The sequence below is a fragment of the Gemmatimonadales bacterium genome, from assembly GCA_019637315.1.
GTDB lineage: Bacteria > Gemmatimonadota > Gemmatimonadetes > Gemmatimonadales > GWC2-71-9 > SHZU01.
The window spans coordinates 66,288-84,282 of the sequence record JAHBVU010000016.1; the positions used below are offsets into that span (position 1 = coordinate 66,288).

Consider the following 17,995-nt stretch of genomic DNA (forward strand, 5'->3'; position numbering starts at 1 on the left):
TGATTGCGCTTGGTTGAAGTGAATATTTCAGAGCGCCTGTGCGTCGCGGCGCCCGTAGGTATAGTCGGCAATCGCATACAGTGCCGCGAGCCCGGTCAGCCATGCCAGCGGGCGGAGCCAGGACGAATCGACGAGATACGCCAGCAGCGTCATGGACTGGAAAAGCGTCACGATCTTGCCCGAGATCCGTGCCGGAATCGAAACGGGCTTCTTCCGAATCACGGTGACCAGAAACCCCGCCGTAGCCACGATGTCACGCGCCAGCACCGCCACGATTTCCCAGCTTGCGAGCGCACCGTCGAAGAGCACCACCCCGAACGCGGCCGCAGCAAAGACCTTGTCGGCCACCGGATCGAGAAAGACACCGAGCCGCGAGCTGCCCCAGCGCCGAGCCGCCCAGCCGTCGATCAGGTCGGTTACGCCAGCCACGCAAAGAATGGCGAGTCGCCATGCCGCCGAGGGCACCACCACGAAGGCAACCGCGAGGGGAAAGCGCGAAAAGGTGAGATAGTCCGCAACGGTCCAGCGGCTCGAAGATGCTGCCCGCCCGCCCGAGGCGCTCATCACCCCTGCCCTCCACGGACCACACCCTCCGCACGCCGATCGTCGATCAGGTAGCGCACCGCCGCTTCCTGGACGGCCTCCCTGGTGACTTCCCGGTAGGGGGCGGCCGGATCGTCGAGATCAGCGAGCCCGCCTCCCACCAGCCAGGCATGGACCAGCTCTCCTGCCAGGGCTCCGGCCGTCTGCCGCTGCACCAGAACCTGTCCGACAAGGTAGTTGACGGCACGCCGGTGTTCGGCCTCGCTGATCAACTCCTCGCGGAAACGTGCCAGTTCCTCCAGCATCGCATCACGAGCCTCGTCTTCCCGGGCAGGTGAGGTCGCGATGTAGGTCATCAGCGCACCGGCCCGTGCCCGCTGCCAGCTCGACATCATGACGGTATACGCGAGTGAACGTTCCTCGCGAAGCCGATGAAAGAGCCGGCCGCCAAGACCACTCGCCACCGCGGCAAGCACCTCGGCTGCGTAGCGATCGGGGTCGCTGGCACTGGGGCCGGGGAAAACCATGGCCAGGGCGGTCTGCGCCTTGCCCCGCGATTCGACCCGCAGTCGGGGTTCTCCCGATCCGATCAGGGTGCTGCTTGCAGGGCGGGCCGCGACACGGCGGGCGGGCAGATCGTCAAAGATCCCAGCCAGACGGTCTGCCATGACCTCGGGATCGAGACTGCCCACGGCGAGGACCATCGGCCGCGCTTCGGCCTGTTCCCCGGCGTGCCAGGCGCGCACCCCATCCGCGGTCATCGATTCGAGCGAGGTGACGGTGCCCTTGAGCGGCAAGCCATAGCCGCGATCATCGAAGGCAGCGCCGAGTGCCAGATCGATCGGGCGCCGGAACATGTCGTCACCGGCCTGTTCGGCCTCACGGATCAGGCTCTCACGCTCCCGACCGACTTCGTCCGTCGCGAAGGTCGGGTGCCAAAGCACCTCACGCAGCAACCGCGCTGCCCGATCGGCTGCATCGGGCAGGACTGACACGCCGAGGCCCAGCCAGTCAGCTCCGGTCGAGTGCCCCAGGGTGCCACCCCAGGCCTCGGCAAGCCTGGCCAGGTCCGCAGCATCGTAGCGGCCCGCACCCCGCAGGGCCGAGCGGAGGGCCAGAGCGGCGATACCCGCATCGGACGACGATTCCTCGCCGACTCGGGCCCGGTAGATGCCCGTCGTGACGAGCGGCACCGTGGCTTTCCGTCGCAGCAGCAGGTCGGCGCCCGGCAACGCGACATGGAGTACGCCATGGACCGCTCGACCACTGACCTTGCGAGGTGCCGGCACGGGGAGACTCATGGCCTCGCGCACCGGCGGGGGCACCGCAGGCTCCGCTCCGGCAAAGGCCGCCTCGAGATCCTCGGCAACGAGGTCCTCACCCTCTCCCCGCGGCAGGTACACCACGGCGGCAACCGCCGCAGGGCGCAGGTAGCGAGACGCGACGTCGCGCACCTGGTCCGCCGTCACCGCCATCAGCCGGCGATATTCCCGGTCGAGCCCGTCGAGGCCGCCGAAGGCCTCGGCCGTTACGTAGGCGGTGGCCCGCCCGTCAACCGATTCGTGTCGCCGGGCAACCCGCGATGTCAACAACGTCTTGGCGCGCTCGAGATCCGCCTCTGTCGGACCCGATTCGGCCAGCCCGCGCACCATGCCCGCAATTTCCCTGATGGTGTCGGCAACCCGATTGACAGGCAGTTCTGCACCGATCGAGAAAACCCCGATATCGGTCGCGCCATAGTGGGACGCCGACGCGGCCGTGACCAGACCGGGCTGCCGCAGACCCTGATAGAACCAGCTCCCTCGGCCCGACGACAGTACCATCGCGGCGAGATCCAGCGCGGGCGTATCGGCCGTCAAATCGGGCGCCCCTCTCCAGCCCAGCGCCAGCTCCGCACCCTTGACGTCGCCGCGCATGGTGCGGACGCGAACACCGCTCCGCGGCGGCTCCGCGGGCGACTGCTCGGTGGCCCCAGGCCGAGCCTGCCACTCCCCGAAGGCCTCAACAACCGCGGCAAATGCCGTCTCGACCGGCACGCCGCCGACGACCGCAACGACCGTTCTCGCAGGAACGTAGCGCTCGTGGTAGTACCCGGCGACGTCCTCGCGACCGTACCCCGCCAGCTGAGCTTCCGTGCCGATCCGCCAGCGTCGGATCCGGTGCTGATCGAACAGCACGGCGTTCAGCGTTTCGTGGGTCAGCGCCGAGGGGGAGTCGAGCTTGCGCTTGGCCTCTTCGATGATGACCTGGAGCTCACGGGCCAACTCGCCGGCGTCGATCGAAGCCCGCTGGAGCGCGTCCGCCTGAATCGCGAGCGCCTCCCGAAAACCGGTTGCCGGCAGGACCACGTAATACGTCGTTGCTTCGTAGCTGGTATAGGCGTTGAGGTAGCCGCCCAGTTCCTTGGTCTCGGCCGCAATCTGGCCGACCCCACGGGTCGGGGTGCCCTTGAAGAACATGTGCTCGAGCACATGGCTGATGCCCTGCCAGTGATCGGGCTCATCGAAGAACCCGGCCCGGACCGCGATCACGACGGCAACGGCGGCGGTGTCAGGATCGTGCTGTGCCAGGACGGTCAGGCCGTTCGGCAACCGGCGACGGACGACGCCTTCAGTCCAGGAACGGGGCGTCGTGATGGAGGGTTGTGCGGTCAGGGTCACGAGGGGAACATAACGACGTCACACCGGTGGGCGCCGGGAAGACACCGCCGGTCAGTGGACGATGCGGAGCACACCTGCCTCGGCGGCTCCGCGAACGAACGCCTCCGCGCTGGTGATCGGAATCACGACGCCGGTTTCCTGCTTGCCGCGCTGCGCCTGACCTGCCATGAACTCGGCAACCGACAGGTCGGTTGCGTTCCGGTCGGTGGCCTTGAGCTGAAGCACGATCTCGTCCCAAGTGCCCCGCAGCGCGTGCCCGGCCAACGTGATGATCTGGTGATGATCGCTCCGCTGGCCCGGGCGACGCTGCATCTGCTGCAATTCGACCAGCATGGTCCCAAAGAGCTCGAGCTGGGTCGGGTCGCGCACGGTGCCGTCGGCCTGGATGCCCTCGATCTCGGCGAGGAGTTCGTCGACGGGATCGGGCTCACCGAGCAGGTCGGAGACGCGCTGAAACCAGGGTTCGAGGCTGGGGTCGTCCTCCGCCAGCCTGAAGAAGGTGCGCTTCAGTTCGATGGCACGGAACAAGCCGAGCTCATCGAAGTGTTCTTCCGGGTCAGTCCGCTCGAAGTGGATCAGCGCGGCAGCCGTTTCGCCGCGATCGTAGAGCAGGTTGGCGAGATAGACCCGGGGCTCGGCAAAGGTCGGATCGATGGCCAGCGCACGGCGGAGCCAGAAGATGGCGGCGCCCTCACGGCCGAGACGGTGGGAGACGTAGCCCAAGCAGGCAGCCGCCTCTTCGCAGTCGGTATCGGCACTCGCCGCCAGCTCGAAGAACCGGTGTGCCTGAACCAGTTCGCCATCGCGAAACAGAGCACGGCCGATCTGCAGCATCAGGTCGTGGTCTTCGGAGAAACCGAGCTCCAGTACCCGATCGAACGCCTGGCGCGCGGCGGCTCCATCACCGATCCGGAGCTGCACCTCGCCGAAACCGGCCAGCGCGTCCTCGTGATCGGGCTCCAGCGTCAACGCCTGGGCAAAGGCGCCTCGCGACCAGGCGTACTCCTCACGGGCGAGGTAGGCGTATCCGGCGCCCACATACAGTTCGACGGCAGATGGATAGACCGCGAGCCCGTCCTTCAGGATCGCCAACGCTTCGTCGTAACGGCCTTGATTGTACAGCTGGTGGGCTTGTTCGTCGTACTCATCAGAGCTGCGGAACCCATCCGACATCCGGTGGAATCCCCGGCTGAGGTTACGGAAACATATGGGCGGCCTTCCGAAGGGCACAAGGCCGCCGAGCGTTTCGCTACGATCGGCTGCCCTGCGAGAAGCGGACCGGGGCCTGCGGACCGGTATCGACCGTCAGGGAAAAGATGTCGGGGCGGGCATAGTGGCCGACCGGATCGAAGTCGTATTTCCCTTTGGTGATCAGGCCAAGATCGAGGTCCGCCACCAGTACGGTCGATTCGTCGTAGACCGGACCGGCCAGCACGGTGCCCATCGGATCGACGATCAGGCTGCCGCCCCGAATCAGCCGCACGCCGGGGTCCTCGCCCTGAATCGGGGCGTAATCGGCCGGATAGTCGCGCCGGCAGGCGTGCTGGCAGGCCGAGAGGACGAAGCAGCGCCCCTCGCGAGCGATGTGGCGCATGCTGGAGGCCCAGATCTCGCGATCATCAACGGTTGGTGCGCAGTACAGTTGGATACCCTGGGCATACATGGCGGTTCGCAGCAGGGGCATGTAGTTCTCCCAGCAGATGACCGCCCCGAGTTTGCCGAGGGTGGTGTCGAGCACACCGAGAGTCGAGCCGTCGCCGAAACCCCAGATGATTCGCTCCATCGCGGTGGGCATCAGCTTCCGATGCCGGCCAAGCATGACACCCTCTGCCGAGAAGTAGAGTGCAGTGCAGTAGAGCGTGCCCCCGTCCCGCTCGATGACCCCGACCACCAGGATGACACCGTGCTGACCCGCTGCGCTGGCCAGGATCTCGGTCACGGGACCGGGCACGTCGATCGCGGCATCCCAGTACCGACTGAACAGTTCCCGTCCGGCATCCGAGCGCATGCCCACCCGCGCCCCGAAATCGACGCCCTTGGGATACCCGCCGATGAAGGCCTCGGGAAGGACGACGAGTTGGGCCCCTTGGCGAGCCGCCTCCGCTACCCGTGCCTCGAATCGGTCGAGGGTGGGGCCGAGCTCGAATGCTTGAGGCGCTTCCTGAACGACGGCAGCACGCACGATGGACATTGCGAATCCTTGTTGGGCAATCAGCGGCAGGATGGAGGCGGCTCGAACAGCCGGACGACGTCGATCCGCTGTTCGATCGTCGAGCGCAGCGAGCGTCTTACCCCTCCCGTCGCGGGAATCCGGGCCGTCACAAAAATTGAGCGCGACCAGGTCAGTGGCCCGAATGTCGGCGACCAGAGCAACTGTCCTTCCTCGCGGACGACCTGATCGACCGTTACCTCGAGCGTGTCTGCGGCAGGATACCGGTCGCCGTGCCGGCTGGTGACGGTCCAGGCATATCGATGGCGGGCCTCACCGCCGGCTCGATGGTCGCGATCGCGTCGGATGGTGAAGCCGGAATCGGTCCACTGCGCTCCGATGGCCAGGTCCCGACCGGGCAAGCGGGGTAGAAAGTCCTCGAGCACCGGCGCCAGGTCCGCAACGTCGGCGACCTCACTCGGCACAAACGGCAGCCGAAGCGCCTGGTAACGCCCGTCGGGTGCCAGCAGGCCGCGGTAGCGCCCACCCAGGAATCCCTCCAGGTCGGGCATCTCTCGGCCGGCATCCGTTTCCCGCCAGACCGTCAGCGAGTCATACCAGGCGTCGAGCGCGAGTGCGCCGGCGGAATCCCGCGCGGTGAGGAGCAGCACGCCCTCGCGGCCGGCCGCGTTCCGCAGCGCGGCGGTGCCCGACTCGCCGCGCAGCACCGTGCGGACGCTTTCCTTGAACATCGCGCACTCGAGGTGCACGGCCTGGTACCGAGACGCAGCCCGTTCCTGGGCGGCAAGCCCGGCGACCACCGTTGTGGCCGCCAGCAACGCGTGCAGGAACGGGCTGCGCAAGATCATCGGCGACAGGGGTGTTACTGACCTGCCATGAACGGGTAGCGATAGTCGGTTGGCGGCACCATGGTTTCCTTGACGGTGCGCGGCGAGAGCCACCGGATCAGATTCAGAAACGACCCGGCCTTGTCATTGGTTCCACTGGCCCGGGCGCCTCCGAAAGGCTGCTGTCCGACCACCGCCCCGGTGGGCTTGTCGTTGATGTAGAAGTTGCCGGCCGAATGGCGCAGCGCCCGGTGCGCATCGGCGATGGCCGAGCGGTCGCGGGCAAACACGGCACCGGTCAATGCGTAGGGACTGGTAGAGTCGACCAGTTTCAGCGTGGGCTTCCAGTCGTCGTCCTTGTAGACGTAGGCCGTCAGGACAGGTCCGAACAGCTCCTCGCACATGGTGCGATAGCTGGGATCCTTGACCTGCAGGAGGGTGGGCTCGACGAAATACCCCTTGGTGCCGTCGGCGCCGCCGCCGGCGAGAACCGTGACACCCCGGTCTTTCCTGGCTTGATCGAGGTAGCCCTTGAGCTTCTCGAACGACCGGGCGTCGATCACGGCTCCCAGGAAGTTCCGGAAGTCGGCCACGTCGCCCATCTTGAGTTCGCCGATCATGGCGACGGCGCGATCCCGAACCTCCGGCCACAGGCTCTGCGGAATGTAGGCGCGCGACGCGGCGCTGCACTTCTGTCCCTGGTACTCGAAGGCGCCACGCACCAAGGCGACCGCCAGGGCAGCCGGATCGGCGCTGGGATGGGCCAGCACGAAGTCTTTGCCGCCGGTCTCGCCCACCAGGCGAGGGTAGGTTGCGTACTCACTGATCCGCTCGCCGACCGTGCGCCAGAGCGACTGAAACACCGCCGTCGATCCGGTGAAGTGAATGCCCGCCAATCGACGATCCGCCAGCAGTCGATCGGACACGGTGGTCGGATTGCCGGGCACGAAGTTGATCACGCCAGGCGGCAGGCCAGCGGCCTCCAGCAGTTTCATGATGTAGTAGCCGCTCAATGACGCCGTTGCTGCGGGCTTCCAGACCACGGTGTTGCCGAGCAACGCCGGGGCGCCCGCCAGATTCCCGCCGATTGCGGTGAAGTTGAAGGGCGAGATGGCATAGATGAATCCTTCGAGCGGTCGGTACTCCATCCGGTTCCACATACCGGGCACCGATAGCGGCTGCTTGGCTTCGAGCTCGGCCGCGAAGGCCACATTGAAGCGCCAGAAGTCGATCAACTCGCAGGCTGCGTCGATCTCAGCCTGAAAAATCGTCTTGCTCTGGCCGAGCATGGTCGCGGCATTGAGCACCTGACGCCAGGGCCCAGCCAGCAGGTCGGCAGCCCGGAGAAAGACTGCGGCGCGATCCTCGAGCGACCAGGTCGACCAGTCGCGATAGGCGCGCTCGGATGCCTGTACCGCCTGAGCCACTTCCCGGACGCCGGCTTGATGAACCTGACCCAGAACGTGGGCGTGCCGGTGCGGCGACACCACCGGCACCGTCGTCCCGGTGCGAATCTCCTTGCCGCCGATAATCAGCGGAATGTCGGCGACCTCACCGCCCATGGCCTTGAGGGCCGCTTTGACCGCGGCTCGCTCCGCCGTACCCGGCGCGTAAGACAGGATCGGTTCGTTGATCGGGGTCGGGATAGTATTGGACATGGCCGATGGCTCGGATAGTAGTCGACGCGGACCCGCTCGGAGTATCCGGGAATCTAGCCTCTTCTCCCATCCTCCACTATATATTCCCGACGTAAAATCGACCCCTTTGCAAGGCGCTGGCGCATGCGTGGAACCCTGCTGGCCATTCTGGCCCTGACCGGAGGCTGCCGCCTCTACAATCTCGACTCCAAGCTGTCGGATCAGGCTGGCTTGATCCCGGCCGAGCAGTTTGCCAGGTACGGCACCGAACAGGCGCGCGCTGTGGCAATCGGGCGGGCCCTGGCCCAGTGGGATGGAGGGCAATCACACGAGGCGCGGGCGGTCCAGACGACCAAAGCGGCGGAGTACGCGCGTACGCTTCCGGGCGTTCGCAGCGTCGAGGTCGACACGCTGGGGTATCGCCTCACTGTCGTCTTCGAAAGTGGCTGGCGGACCGGCATCGTTCCGATTGCCGATGGCATTGCCCCCGAGGCCACCCCAGGGATTGCCGGCAACTGAGAACCCTGACCAGCCGACACGCCGGCGGCTCCGCAGCTTGGGAGCCGCCGGTTTTTTTGTGCTCGGATCAGTGATGTCGATGATCGGATCGCGACGCAGCGGGTCGCCCGGCGACACCGCCCATCGCCTCGACGCCGCCCATGTGATCCGCCATCATCCGCCAGTGTTCGATGCTGATCACGTTACTGATCGGATTCTGGAACTCGTCGAGCGCCGCTTCGATGACCCGCGCCTTGTCGCCAGGCGCCACCTTCGGCGAGGCCAGCACATCCGAGATGATGTCGTGCATCATGTGCAGGTTGTCGAAGATGATCGCCGCCCGCGGGTGGCGACCGCTGAAATGCGGGGCAACCGCTGACGTCATCGGCATGACGGTCGGCAGCGCAGCGGGCGCTCCATCCACCATGGCCCAGAACCGTGCCACCGTAGAGTCGACCCCAGCGCGTTTGGCTGCCACATCATGCTCAGCAATCAGCGGTTCGTAGAGACCGACCTGAAGCCAGTGGTAGGCCCAGATCAATCCGTTGAACTTGGGGTACCCGACCCGGAACACCTGACTGAAGTACTGCTCGTCCATTAGGGCCATCGCCTTGGGCTGATCCGTAAACGCATAGTCCCGGTCGGCCAGGTAGCGATCGGTCAGGGCCTCGACCAAACCCACCTGCTGCTCCGTCGAGAGTCGCTCGTCCGCATAGACATCGTAGAGCTGGCGGTGCAGGACGTGGGCGCGTTCAAACATCAACTTCGCCCGCCACACGGTACGGCTGTATCGGGGCATGATCGCTTCCTCGGCAACCGAGAACCGGGGCGGGCGCCGCAGCAGATCGTCGACCAGGTAGCGGAACTCACGATGCTCCAGACGATCAACCGACCCGGTCGGATCAACCAGCAAGCGCTCGTAGAGGATCGCGTGCCCGTAGTCGAAGGCATTGAAGAGCCGAGCCGCATCGGGATAGACCCGCAGGAACTGCCAGTTGAAGGCGCCGGGATAGTAAAACTCTTCGTTGCGCCCGCCCTGGCCCGCCAGCAGCCCAGGCGCCAGCGACAGAAGGAGTGCAGTCATCACCATCCTCATCGGACACCTCGCGACATCAGGCTCCGAATCGCAAAGGCATGACTCAACGACAGCGAGAGTGAGGTTCCGGCGTCGAGCGCATCGAGCGCCTGCGCGACCCCGATCGCGCCCACCACCGTTGGCGTCAGCTGGCGACGAAGCCCGGCACCGACGCTCCAGTTGACCGGCAGCGCACCCGCATCGCGATTGACCACGACTTCAGCGACGATGAGGGTGCTGGTCCGGAACAGCGTTCGATCCCAGGCCAAACCGGCCCACCACGGTGTACCGAGATGCGAGGCCTCCGGGACCAGGAGCCCGATCACGCCGTTCAGATGGAGGCGGGACCGGCCGATCGAGCGGGTCGCCAATCCCGTCAGCGTGACCGCGGCATCACGGCCGAAGCGACCATCCCGAAGCGGCTGAGCGACTTCGAGGCTGAGCGCAAGCGCCGGCAGCGAGGGGGTTTCCCGCCGGAGGTTCCACAGCGCGCCGATCTCCGCAGCGGCCAGTCCGGCCGATCCTCCGGTGCGGTGAAGGTCGACCTCGACACCGACCCCCACCATCAGGTTCCGATAGATCCCATACTCGAGGTGTGGCGATACGGTGTGGCTCGCCGCTCCGAGCCCGCGACCAGCGGCATAGGGAAGCGAGAACTCGAAGGCGAAGCGTTCGACGGGATGGGCGTCGGTCACACGCACCGGGCGCCCGACATCCAGGTTACGATAATCTATCTGCGCGGCAACGGGGGCACCCCCCACTGCCAGCACCAGAATCGCGGCGAGGTGCCGGATTCGTTGCGGCCTGCTCATGACAACTCCTCATCAAAGGAACGGCGATACGTCCAGGCGTTTCAGCTGATGAGGGCGTTCGGTGGTGGCGTGGGTGGTTGCAGCGAGAGGAACCGGGGTACCTGACCAGCCAGAGGCTGGGGTTCCTGACCCGGAGGCGGGGCCGGCAAAGGGGCTGGTTCAGTCGAAGCAGGATCGACCGTGGAGCTGCACTGCAAGTGCCGTCGGCACTCCACTGGGGGGCAGTGAGGACATTCCTCGGCCCCATCGGTATCTTTGGATGAGGGGCCGTGATGATCGTGCTGTGACGTCGCAGCCGATGGCTGGGGCGCGCAGTGAGGCTCCGGTCGGGGGGCAGTCGAATGCACCATCCCCAGCAAGGCCACCACGAAAATCAGTCGGCTGACGAGTACCTGCATCGTTCTACAAGGTTAACTTCGCCGACCACGGTCACGCAACGTCACCCAGAGCGGAGTCGGGCTCCATGCGCCTCAGTCGTTCAGTCGTCTTTGCCATCATCGTCGCAATCTTCGTCGGCATTCTGGCGTATACGAGCTTCAAGCCGCAGCAGATCACCTGCGAGGTCTGTGTGGACTTCCGAGGCGCCAGCCGCTGCGCCAAGGCCTCCGGTCCGACCAGGGAAGCGGCCTCAGAAACGGCTCAGACCGCTGCCTGCGGACCAATGGCGCGTGGAATGGACGACATCATCGCCTGCGGCCGAGTCATTCCTCGGTCCGTCAGCTGCGAGGGTTGACTCGATGGCCCTCGCCCCGGTAGCCGGGCTGATCGATCTCGCCATTCGGGCAATCGCGTTGAGCGCCGTCGGCTTGGCCGCAATCGTCGCCGCGACCCACTGGGCGGTTCGTTCCCGCCGCATTGCGCCGCTCGGTGCGTGGTCCAAAACGGTCCGAAGCCTCTCCGACCCGGTGCTTCGTCCCCTCGAGCGGCAACTCGCCCGGCGCGGCGGCAACCCGCAGGATGCCTCGCTCTGGCTGATCGGGATTGCCGTCGTGCTTGGGCTGGCCCTCGTCTGGGTCGCACGAGGCTTGATCCAGCTCGTCTATTCCCTGCTGGCCCTTCGTGATGCCTCACCGCTGATGCTGGCGCGGGTCGGGGTCGACTGGGCCATTACGCTGATCATTGCCGCGCTGTTCGTACGCTTCATCGGCACCTGGTTCGGGTTGGGGTCGACCCACCGGGGGATGCGCCCGTTCTACGCGCTGACCGAGTGGATCCTTGCCCCGATTCGCCGGCGATTGCCGCCGTTCGGCATCATCGATGCGAGTCCGATCGTTGCCTATCTGCTGCTGCTGCTCTTGCGGGCCCTGCTTTTCCGGGTGCTTGGCGGCTAGTGCCGATCCATCCGACGCCCCAGGGGGTCCGGATCGAGCTGCACGTTCAGCCGCGCGCGTCGCGAACCGAAATCGCCGGGATGCACGGCGACGCGCTCAAACTGCGCATCGCCTCCCCACCGATCGATGGCGCGGCCAACGACGAGATCATCAGGTTTCTGGCCGCTCGCCTTGCGCTGCCGCGCCGAGCCGTGACCATCACCGGTGGTGCTTCGGGACGCCGCAAAGTCGTTGCCGTCGAAGGCGTCACGGTGGCCGCCGCCCGGCTCGCCCTGGGCCTGGCCGACTAGCTCACTGGCTGCGTGTGTTGGCCAGCGCAAAGGCCAGCACATCCGCCCTCGCTTCAACCAGCTTGCTCACCGGCTTCCCTGCACCATGCCCGGCCTTGGTCTCGATCCGGATATAGGCGGGCCGGTCCCAGGTCGTCGCGGCCTGGAGCGCAGCCGCAAACTTGAACGAATGCCCAGGTACCACGCGGTCGTCATGGTCGGCCGTCGTCACCAGGGTTGCCGGATAGTTGGTGCCCGGCTTCAGGTTGTGCAGCGGCGAGTAGGCGCGAAGCACATGAAAGTGCGCCGCGTCATCCGCTCTGCCGTACTCGGTTGCCCAGGCCCATCCGATGGTGAAGTGATGGTAACGCAACATGTCCATCACACCGACGTCGGGCAGGGCCACCGCAAAGAGTTCAGGGCGCTGGGTCATGACCGCGCCGACGAGCAGCCCGCCGTTCGAAGCCCCTTCGACGGCCAGGTGCCCGGCGCCCGTGTAGCCCTCCCGAATCAGGTACTCGGCCACGGCAGTACAGTCGTCGAATACGTTCTGCTTCTTCTCGAACATACCGGCACGATGCCAGTCCTCCCCGTACTCGCCCCCGCCGCGCAGATTCGCTTGCGCATAGATCCCGCCCTGCTCGAGCCAGGCAATCGTTGCAGGATCGAAGAAGGGTGTCAGATTCGCGTTGAACCCACCATATCCGTACAGTAGCGTCGGATGGGATCCGTCCCGGACCAGCTCCTTCCGGTGCGTCAGGAATACCGGTACCTGGGTACCGTCTCGACTGGTGACAAAGACCTGCTCGGTAACGAATACCGATGGGTCGAAAGTGAGCTTGGGCGCCCTGAACGGCGTCAGCGCACCCGCCTGCAGGTCGTAGCGGAGAATGGACGTCGGCACCAGCGACGAGGTGAAGGCAAAGAACATCTCCTGACGGTCCGGCTCTCCCGAAATCCCGCCAGCCGTACCAATACCAGGCAGCGGAATCTCGGACACCGGATTGCCATCGAGATCGACGACAGCGAGCCGCGACTTGGCATCGACCAGGTACGACGTCACCAGCCGGCCGCCCACGAGGGCAACGGCGTCGAGCGGCTGCTCCGCCTCGGAGATGATCTCGCGCCAGGCATCAGGCGCTGGTGCCCTCGTATCGATGGCAATGACTCGACCGCGGGCCGCGTCTCGATCGGTTCGGAAATAGAAGATTGGCCCCGCATTACCAATGAAGCCGTAGGCTGCGTCGAAATCATCGAGCAACTTTACCACCGGGCCGACCGGGTTCGGCGCCAGTGGGTCGCCCAGATCGTGGTAGTAGACCCGGGTGCGCGAATCCGTTCCCAGCCAGACCGTGAGAACGAGGTAGCGTCCGTCGTGGGTAACCTCCCCGGCAAAGCCCCAATCCGGCTGATCCGGTCGCTCGTAGACGAGCTGATCCTCCCGCTGATCGGTGCCGAGCCGGTGGTAGTACACCTTCATGTCGCGATTCTGCGCACTCAACGCGGCATCTGGAACCGGCTCAGGATAGCGGGAGTAGAAGAATCCCTTGCCATCCCGGGTCCAGCTGCCCCGTGAAAACTTGATCCAGCGCAGGTGATCGCCGCGGTCGATGCCATCATCGACCTGACGAATCCTGAACTCCTGCCAATCGGAGCCACTGGCTGAGGTGCCATAGAGCAGCAGCCGGCCATCCGGGCTCGGCTCGACCAGGGAAAGCGCCACCGTGCCGTCGGGAGAGAGGCCGTTCGGATCGAGCAGCTCGCGCCCATCCGCAGCGAGCGAATCCTGCAGGTACAGTATCGCCTGGTTCTGGAGGCCGGTGTTACGCGTGTAGAAGTACCGGCCACCCCGATGATACGGGATGGAATAGCGTTCGTAGTCGTACAGCGCCGTCAGCCGCTGCTTGAGCTCCTCGCGCAACGGCAGTGACTCGAGGTACGCAAAAGTCACCTCGTTCTGAGCAGCAATCCACGCGGCGGTCTCCGGCGACTCGGTGTTCTCGAGCCAGCGATACGGATCGGCAACCTCGACACCATGCAGGGTATCGACCTGATCGACGGCTCGGGTGGGCGGGGGACGACGGATCGGACCGGGAGACATTTATCATTGCTCATGCTTGGGTGGCGGTAATATACGGGCGTATGACCCGCGAGCCGCGGCAGATTGGCGTCCGGCATGACGCTTGCTTAGATTACCTGTCAGACAATTGACGACTCCCGTGGTGATTTGCGCTGATTGCGGCCACGTTAAACAAACGCTAAAACGCTTGCCCGGGGCGTTTTCAGCCCCGGGCATCCTGTTTGAGGGGACTGCATGACCGTCGCTGACCGAATCGAACCGTCGATCGCGCTCCGTGAGCGTCGCGCCGCGCGCCTTGCCAAACTGGAGCCCCTGCTCCGCCGCCGCGTGGTGATTCTCGACGGCGCCTACGGCACCATGATCCAGCGGCACAAGCTGGATGAAGCAGCCTATCGAGGCAGTCGGTTTGCCGACTGGGCTGGCGACTTGCGCGGCAACAACGACCTGCTGTGCCTGACGCAACCGGAGCTCGTGGCCGGGATTCATCGCGCCTATCTCGACGCCGGCGCCGATATCGTCGAGACGAACTCGTTCAACGCCAACAGCATTGCAATGGCCGACTACCGGATGCAATCGCTGGTCTACGAGATCAACCTGGTATCGGCGCAGCTGGCTCGGCAGGTCGCGGACGAGTTCGAGCGGGACGATTCGCCACGCTATGTCGCCGGCGTGCTCGGCCCCACCACGCGGACAGCATCACTCTCGCCGGATGTCAACGACCCCGCGGCGCGCGGAGTGACGTTCGACGAACTCGTGGTCGCGTACGACGAGGCAGCCAACGGCCTGATCGACGGTGGCGCCGACCTGCTCTTGATCGAGACGATCTTCGATACGCTCAATGCCAAGGCAGCGATCTTTGCGATCGAGGCGTGCTTCGACCGTCGCGGCGAGCGACTCCCGATCATGATCTCGGGCACCATCACCGACGCCAGCGGCCGCACCCTGTCCGGGCAGACGGCGGAAGCGTTCTGGAACTCCGTCGCGCACGCCAAACCCCTGTCCGTCGGATTCAACTGCGCCTTGGGCGCCGACCTGCTGCGGCCCTACGTTCAAGAGCTCTCGCGGATTGCACCGGCGTTCGTCAGCGCGCATCCGAACGCGGGGCTGCCGAACGAGTTCGGCGGCTACGATGAGTCCCCCGAAACGATGGCGACCACGATTGCCGAGTTCGCCAAGAGCGGGCTGGTCAACATCGTGGGAGGATGCTGCGGCACCACACCGGACCACATTCGCGCCATCGCCACCGCGGTGGCCGCGCTGCCACCGCGGACACTGGTGGCGCCCGAGCCGCGTCTCCGCTTGAGTGGCCTCGAGCCTGTGACGATCGGCCCCGACTCGCTCTTCGTCAACGTCGGCGAGCGCACCAATGTCACGGGCTCCCGCCGCTTTGCCAAGTTGATCCTCGACGGCCAGTACGAGACTGGGCTCGAGATTGCCCGGAGCCAGGTCGAGAGCGGCGCCCAGCTGATCGACGTCAACATGGACGAAGGCATGCTCGACTCGCAGGCTGCGATGCGAACCTTCCTGCGCATGATTGCGTCCGAACCGGCGGTGGCCAAGGTCCCGATCATGATCGACTCCTCAAAGTGGAGCGTGATCGAGGAGGGGCTCAAGAACGTCCAGGGCAAGGGGATCGTCAACTCGATCTCGCTCAAAGAGGGCGAGGAGGAGTTTCTCCGTCAGGCACGGCTGGTACGCCGCTACGGCGCCGCGGTGATCGTGATGGCCTTCGACGAAACCGGACAGGCCGACACGGCGGACCGCAAGGTGGCCATTGCGGAGCGTGCCTATCGGCTGCTGATCGAGCAGGCGGACTTTCCGCCGGAAGACATCATCTTCGACCCCAACATCTTTGCCATTGCCACCGGGATCGAGGAGCACCAAGGCTACGCCGTCGATTTCATCGAGGCGACCAAGCGGATCAAAGCCACCCTGCCCCATGCGCTGGTGAGCGGTGGCGTCAGCAACGTGTCGTTCTCGTTCCGCGGCAACGACCCGATTCGAGAAGCGATCCACACCGTCTTTCTGTACCATGCCATCAAGGCCGGGATGGACATGGGCATCGTCAACGCCGGTGCGCTGCAGGTCTACGACGATATTCCTGCCGAGCTGCTGGAGCGGGTCGAAGACGTCGTCCTCAATCGACGCGACGACGCGACCGAGCGCCTGCTCGCGATTGCCGACACGTTCAAACACCAGGGTGCTCGAGTCGAGGCTGACGCATCCTGGCGACAGCTCCCGGTCGAGAAGCGACTGGCCCATGCGCTGGTCGAGGGAATCGCGGAGTTCATCGAAGCCGACACCGAAGAAGCTCGGCTTCGCGCGGCCCGTCCGATCGAGGTGATCGAAGGTCCGCTGATGGACGGCATGAACGTCGTCGGCGATCTCTTCGGCGCCGGCAAGATGTTCCTCCCCCAGGTCGTTAAGAGCGCGCGCGTCATGAAGAAGGCGGTCGCGTATCTGATCCCTTTCATGGAGGCGGAAAAGGCCAAGGCCGGCGGTACGCACCAGGCGCGGGGCAAGATTCTTCTCGCCACCGTCAAGGGAGACGTCCACGACATCGGCAAGAATATCGTCGGCGTCGTGCTCGGATGCAATGACTACGAGATCATCGACCTCGGGGTCATGATTCCGTGCGAGCAAATCCTGAAGGCGGCGCGGGAGCACGACGTCGATATTATCGGCCTCTCCGGCTTGATCACCCCCTCTCTCGAGGAGATGGTTCATGTCGCGCGCGAGATGCAGCGGGAGGGGTTTTCCGTTCCGCTTCTCATTGGCGGGGCAACCACCAGTTCCAAACACACCGCGGTAAAAATCGCGCCCGCTTATGCCCAGTCGGTCGTCCACGTGCTCGATGCCTCGCGGAGCGTGGGGGTGATCGATCGGCTGCGGCGCGCCGAGCTGCGCGAAGCGTTCGACAAGGAAAACCGGGCCGAGCAGGAAAAGGATCGCCAAGCGTTCTCCCAGCGGCAGCAGAAAGTGTTGGTTCCCTTCGACGAGGCCATCGCGCGACGGTTCCAGATCCATTGGGAGTCGGCGAATTTACTTACCCCTTCGTTCGTCGGCGTTCGCGTCCTCGAGGACATACCGCTCGGAACGATTGCCGAGTACATCGACTGGTCCCCATTCTTTCAAACCTGGGAACTTCGCGGCAAATACCCGAAGATTTTCGAGGATCCGACGATTGGCGCGGAGGCGAAAAAGCTGTTTTCGGACGCGCGACGCCTGCTCGGCGAGATCGTCGAAAAGCGGCTGCTCCAGGCGCGGGCCGTCCATGGTTTTTTCCCCGCGAACGCGGATGGGGAGGACATCGTCCTTTACGCCGACGGCGCGCGGAAGCGCGAGCGTGCCCGGCTGCACATGCTCCGTCAGCAGTGGGAGCGCAAGGGCCAGGAGGCGTTCCGGTGTCTTGCCGACTACGTCGCGCCGGTCGCGAGTGGGCTCGAGGACCACGTGGGCGCGTTCGCCGTCACCACGGGGATCGGTCTCGAAGAGATCGTCGCGCGTTACGAGAAGGATCACGACGCCTACAATGCGATCATGGCCAAGGCACTCGCCGATCGGCTCGCGGAAGCGCTCGCCGAGATGCTGCATGAACAGGCGCGCAAGGAGTGGGGCGTCGGTGCTTCGGATAACCTTTCCAAGGACGAACTCATCGAAGAAAAGTATCAGGGGATCCGGCCGGCGCCCGGGTATCCCGCGTGTCCCGATCACACGGAGAAGGCCACTCTGTGGAAGTTGCTCGACGTCGAGTCCAAGACCGGCATCAAGCTCACCGAGAGTTTCGCCATGTACCCGGCGGCCTCGGTCAGTGGCTGGTATTTCGCGCATCCAGAGGCTCGTTATTTCTCGGTCGACAGGATTACTCGCGACCAGGTGGAAAGTTACGCCGAGCGCAAGGGGTTATCGGTCGAGGAGGTCGAGCGCTGGCTTGCCCCCAACCTTGGTTACGATCCGTGAGGCGATCTCATTACTGATTCCTTCGAAGATGGTTCGCCGCTCCCCGAGCGGGACTCGATCGACCTGCGCGCGCGCGAGGCGGTTCCGGCCGAGGACGAGGCGTCGTTTTCTCCAGTCAACGACCACTTTGCTC

The 17,995-nt window shown here is 65.2% G+C and carries 14 protein-coding genes and 1 riboswitch; of the genes, 5 read left to right on the top strand and 9 right to left on the bottom strand.

Going from position 1 to position 17,995, the window contains the following annotated elements; all coding sequences use genetic code 11:
• Positions 1 to 27: 27 nt before the first annotated feature.
• The 6 genes from KF785_13935 to pruA form a co-directional block, all read right to left on the bottom strand.
• Positions 28 to 564: a CDP-alcohol phosphatidyltransferase family protein gene (locus tag KF785_13935; GenBank protein MBX3147863.1), complete on the bottom strand. Its 537-nt coding sequence runs from the start codon at positions 562 to 564 to the stop codon at positions 28 to 30.
• Positions 564 to 3,203 carry an insulinase family protein gene (locus tag KF785_13940; GenBank protein ID MBX3147864.1) on the bottom strand — a complete coding sequence of 880 codons (2,640 nt, stop codon included), beginning with the start codon at positions 3,201 to 3,203 and terminating at the stop codon, positions 564 to 566. Before KF785_13940 ends, KF785_13935 begins: the two co-directional genes overlap by 1 nt.
• 51 nt (positions 3,204 to 3,254) lie before the next feature.
• On the bottom strand, positions 3,255 to 4,376 hold the full coding sequence (locus KF785_13945) for a tetratricopeptide repeat protein (GenBank protein MBX3147865.1): 1,122 nt from the start codon (positions 4,374 to 4,376) through the stop codon (positions 3,255 to 3,257).
• A 76-nt stretch (positions 4,377 to 4,452) separates the two neighbouring features.
• Positions 4,453 to 5,394 carry a nitrilase gene (locus tag KF785_13950; protein MBX3147866.1) on the bottom strand — a complete coding sequence of 314 codons (942 nt, stop codon included), beginning with the start codon at positions 5,392 to 5,394 and terminating at the stop codon, positions 4,453 to 4,455.
• A 20-nt stretch (positions 5,395 to 5,414) separates the two neighbouring features.
• A complete protein-coding gene (locus tag KF785_13955) occupies positions 5,415 to 6,221 on the bottom strand; it encodes a hypothetical protein (GenBank protein MBX3147867.1) in 807 nt (268 codons plus the stop codon).
• A 14-nt stretch (positions 6,222 to 6,235) separates the two neighbouring features.
• Positions 6,236 to 7,858: an L-glutamate gamma-semialdehyde dehydrogenase gene (gene pruA / locus KF785_13960; protein MBX3147868.1), complete on the bottom strand. Its 1,623-nt coding sequence runs from the start codon at positions 7,856 to 7,858 to the stop codon at positions 6,236 to 6,238.
• A 123-nt stretch (positions 7,859 to 7,981) separates the two neighbouring features.
• Here pruA and KF785_13965 point away from each other — a divergent pair, with 123 nt between their 5' ends.
• Entirely contained in the window at positions 7,982 to 8,356 is a 375-nt protein-coding gene (locus KF785_13965; protein MBX3147869.1) for a hypothetical protein, read from the top strand.
• A 67-nt stretch (positions 8,357 to 8,423) separates the two neighbouring features.
• Here the strand turns inward: KF785_13965 and KF785_13970 are convergent, their stop codons facing one another.
• The gene (locus KF785_13970) at positions 8,424 to 9,419 is read right to left on the bottom strand and encodes a hypothetical protein (GenBank protein ID MBX3147870.1); all 996 of its coding nucleotides are present in this window, start codon (positions 9,417 to 9,419) and stop codon (positions 8,424 to 8,426) included.
• 8 nt (positions 9,420 to 9,427) lie between these two features.
• Positions 9,428 to 10,222, bottom strand: coding sequence for a hypothetical protein (locus tag KF785_13975; protein MBX3147871.1), 795 nt, complete (start codon positions 10,220 to 10,222; stop codon positions 9,428 to 9,430).
• A gap of 463 nt (positions 10,223 to 10,685) precedes the next feature.
• On the opposite strand from KF785_13975, the gene KF785_13980 reads away from it, so the two are divergent.
• The 3 genes from KF785_13980 to KF785_13990 are packed head-to-tail and all read left to right on the top strand — an operon-like array spanning position 10,686 to position 11,843.
• Positions 10,686 to 10,955, top strand: a complete 270-nt coding sequence (locus KF785_13980) for a hypothetical protein (protein ID MBX3147872.1) — start codon at positions 10,686 to 10,688, stop codon at positions 10,953 to 10,955.
• A gap of 4 nt (positions 10,956 to 10,959) precedes the next feature.
• On the top strand, positions 10,960 to 11,553 hold the full coding sequence (locus KF785_13985; protein MBX3147873.1) for a YggT family protein: 594 nt from the start codon (positions 10,960 to 10,962) through the stop codon (positions 11,551 to 11,553).
• Positions 11,553 to 11,843 (top strand): YggU family protein, encoded by a 291-nt coding sequence (locus KF785_13990; GenBank protein ID MBX3147874.1) that lies wholly within the window; start codon positions 11,553 to 11,555, stop codon positions 11,841 to 11,843. The genes KF785_13985 and KF785_13990 overlap by 1 nt, the downstream gene beginning before the upstream one ends.
• Position 11,844: 1 nt before the next feature.
• Here KF785_13990 and KF785_13995 read toward each other — a convergent pair whose 3' ends face one another.
• Entirely contained in the window at positions 11,845 to 13,923 is a 2,079-nt protein-coding gene (locus tag KF785_13995) for a S9 family peptidase (protein MBX3147875.1), read from the bottom strand.
• A 108-nt stretch (positions 13,924 to 14,031) separates the two neighbouring features.
• Positions 14,032 to 14,108, top strand: a riboswitch (SAM riboswitch).
• 28 nt (positions 14,109 to 14,136) lie between these two features.
• Between KF785_13995 and metH the strand changes: the two genes are divergently transcribed.
• The gene (metH, locus tag KF785_14000; protein ID MBX3147876.1) at positions 14,137 to 17,862 is read left to right on the top strand and encodes a methionine synthase; all 3,726 of its coding nucleotides are present in this window, start codon (positions 14,137 to 14,139) and stop codon (positions 17,860 to 17,862) included.
• Positions 17,863 to 17,995 lie beyond the last annotated feature (133 nt).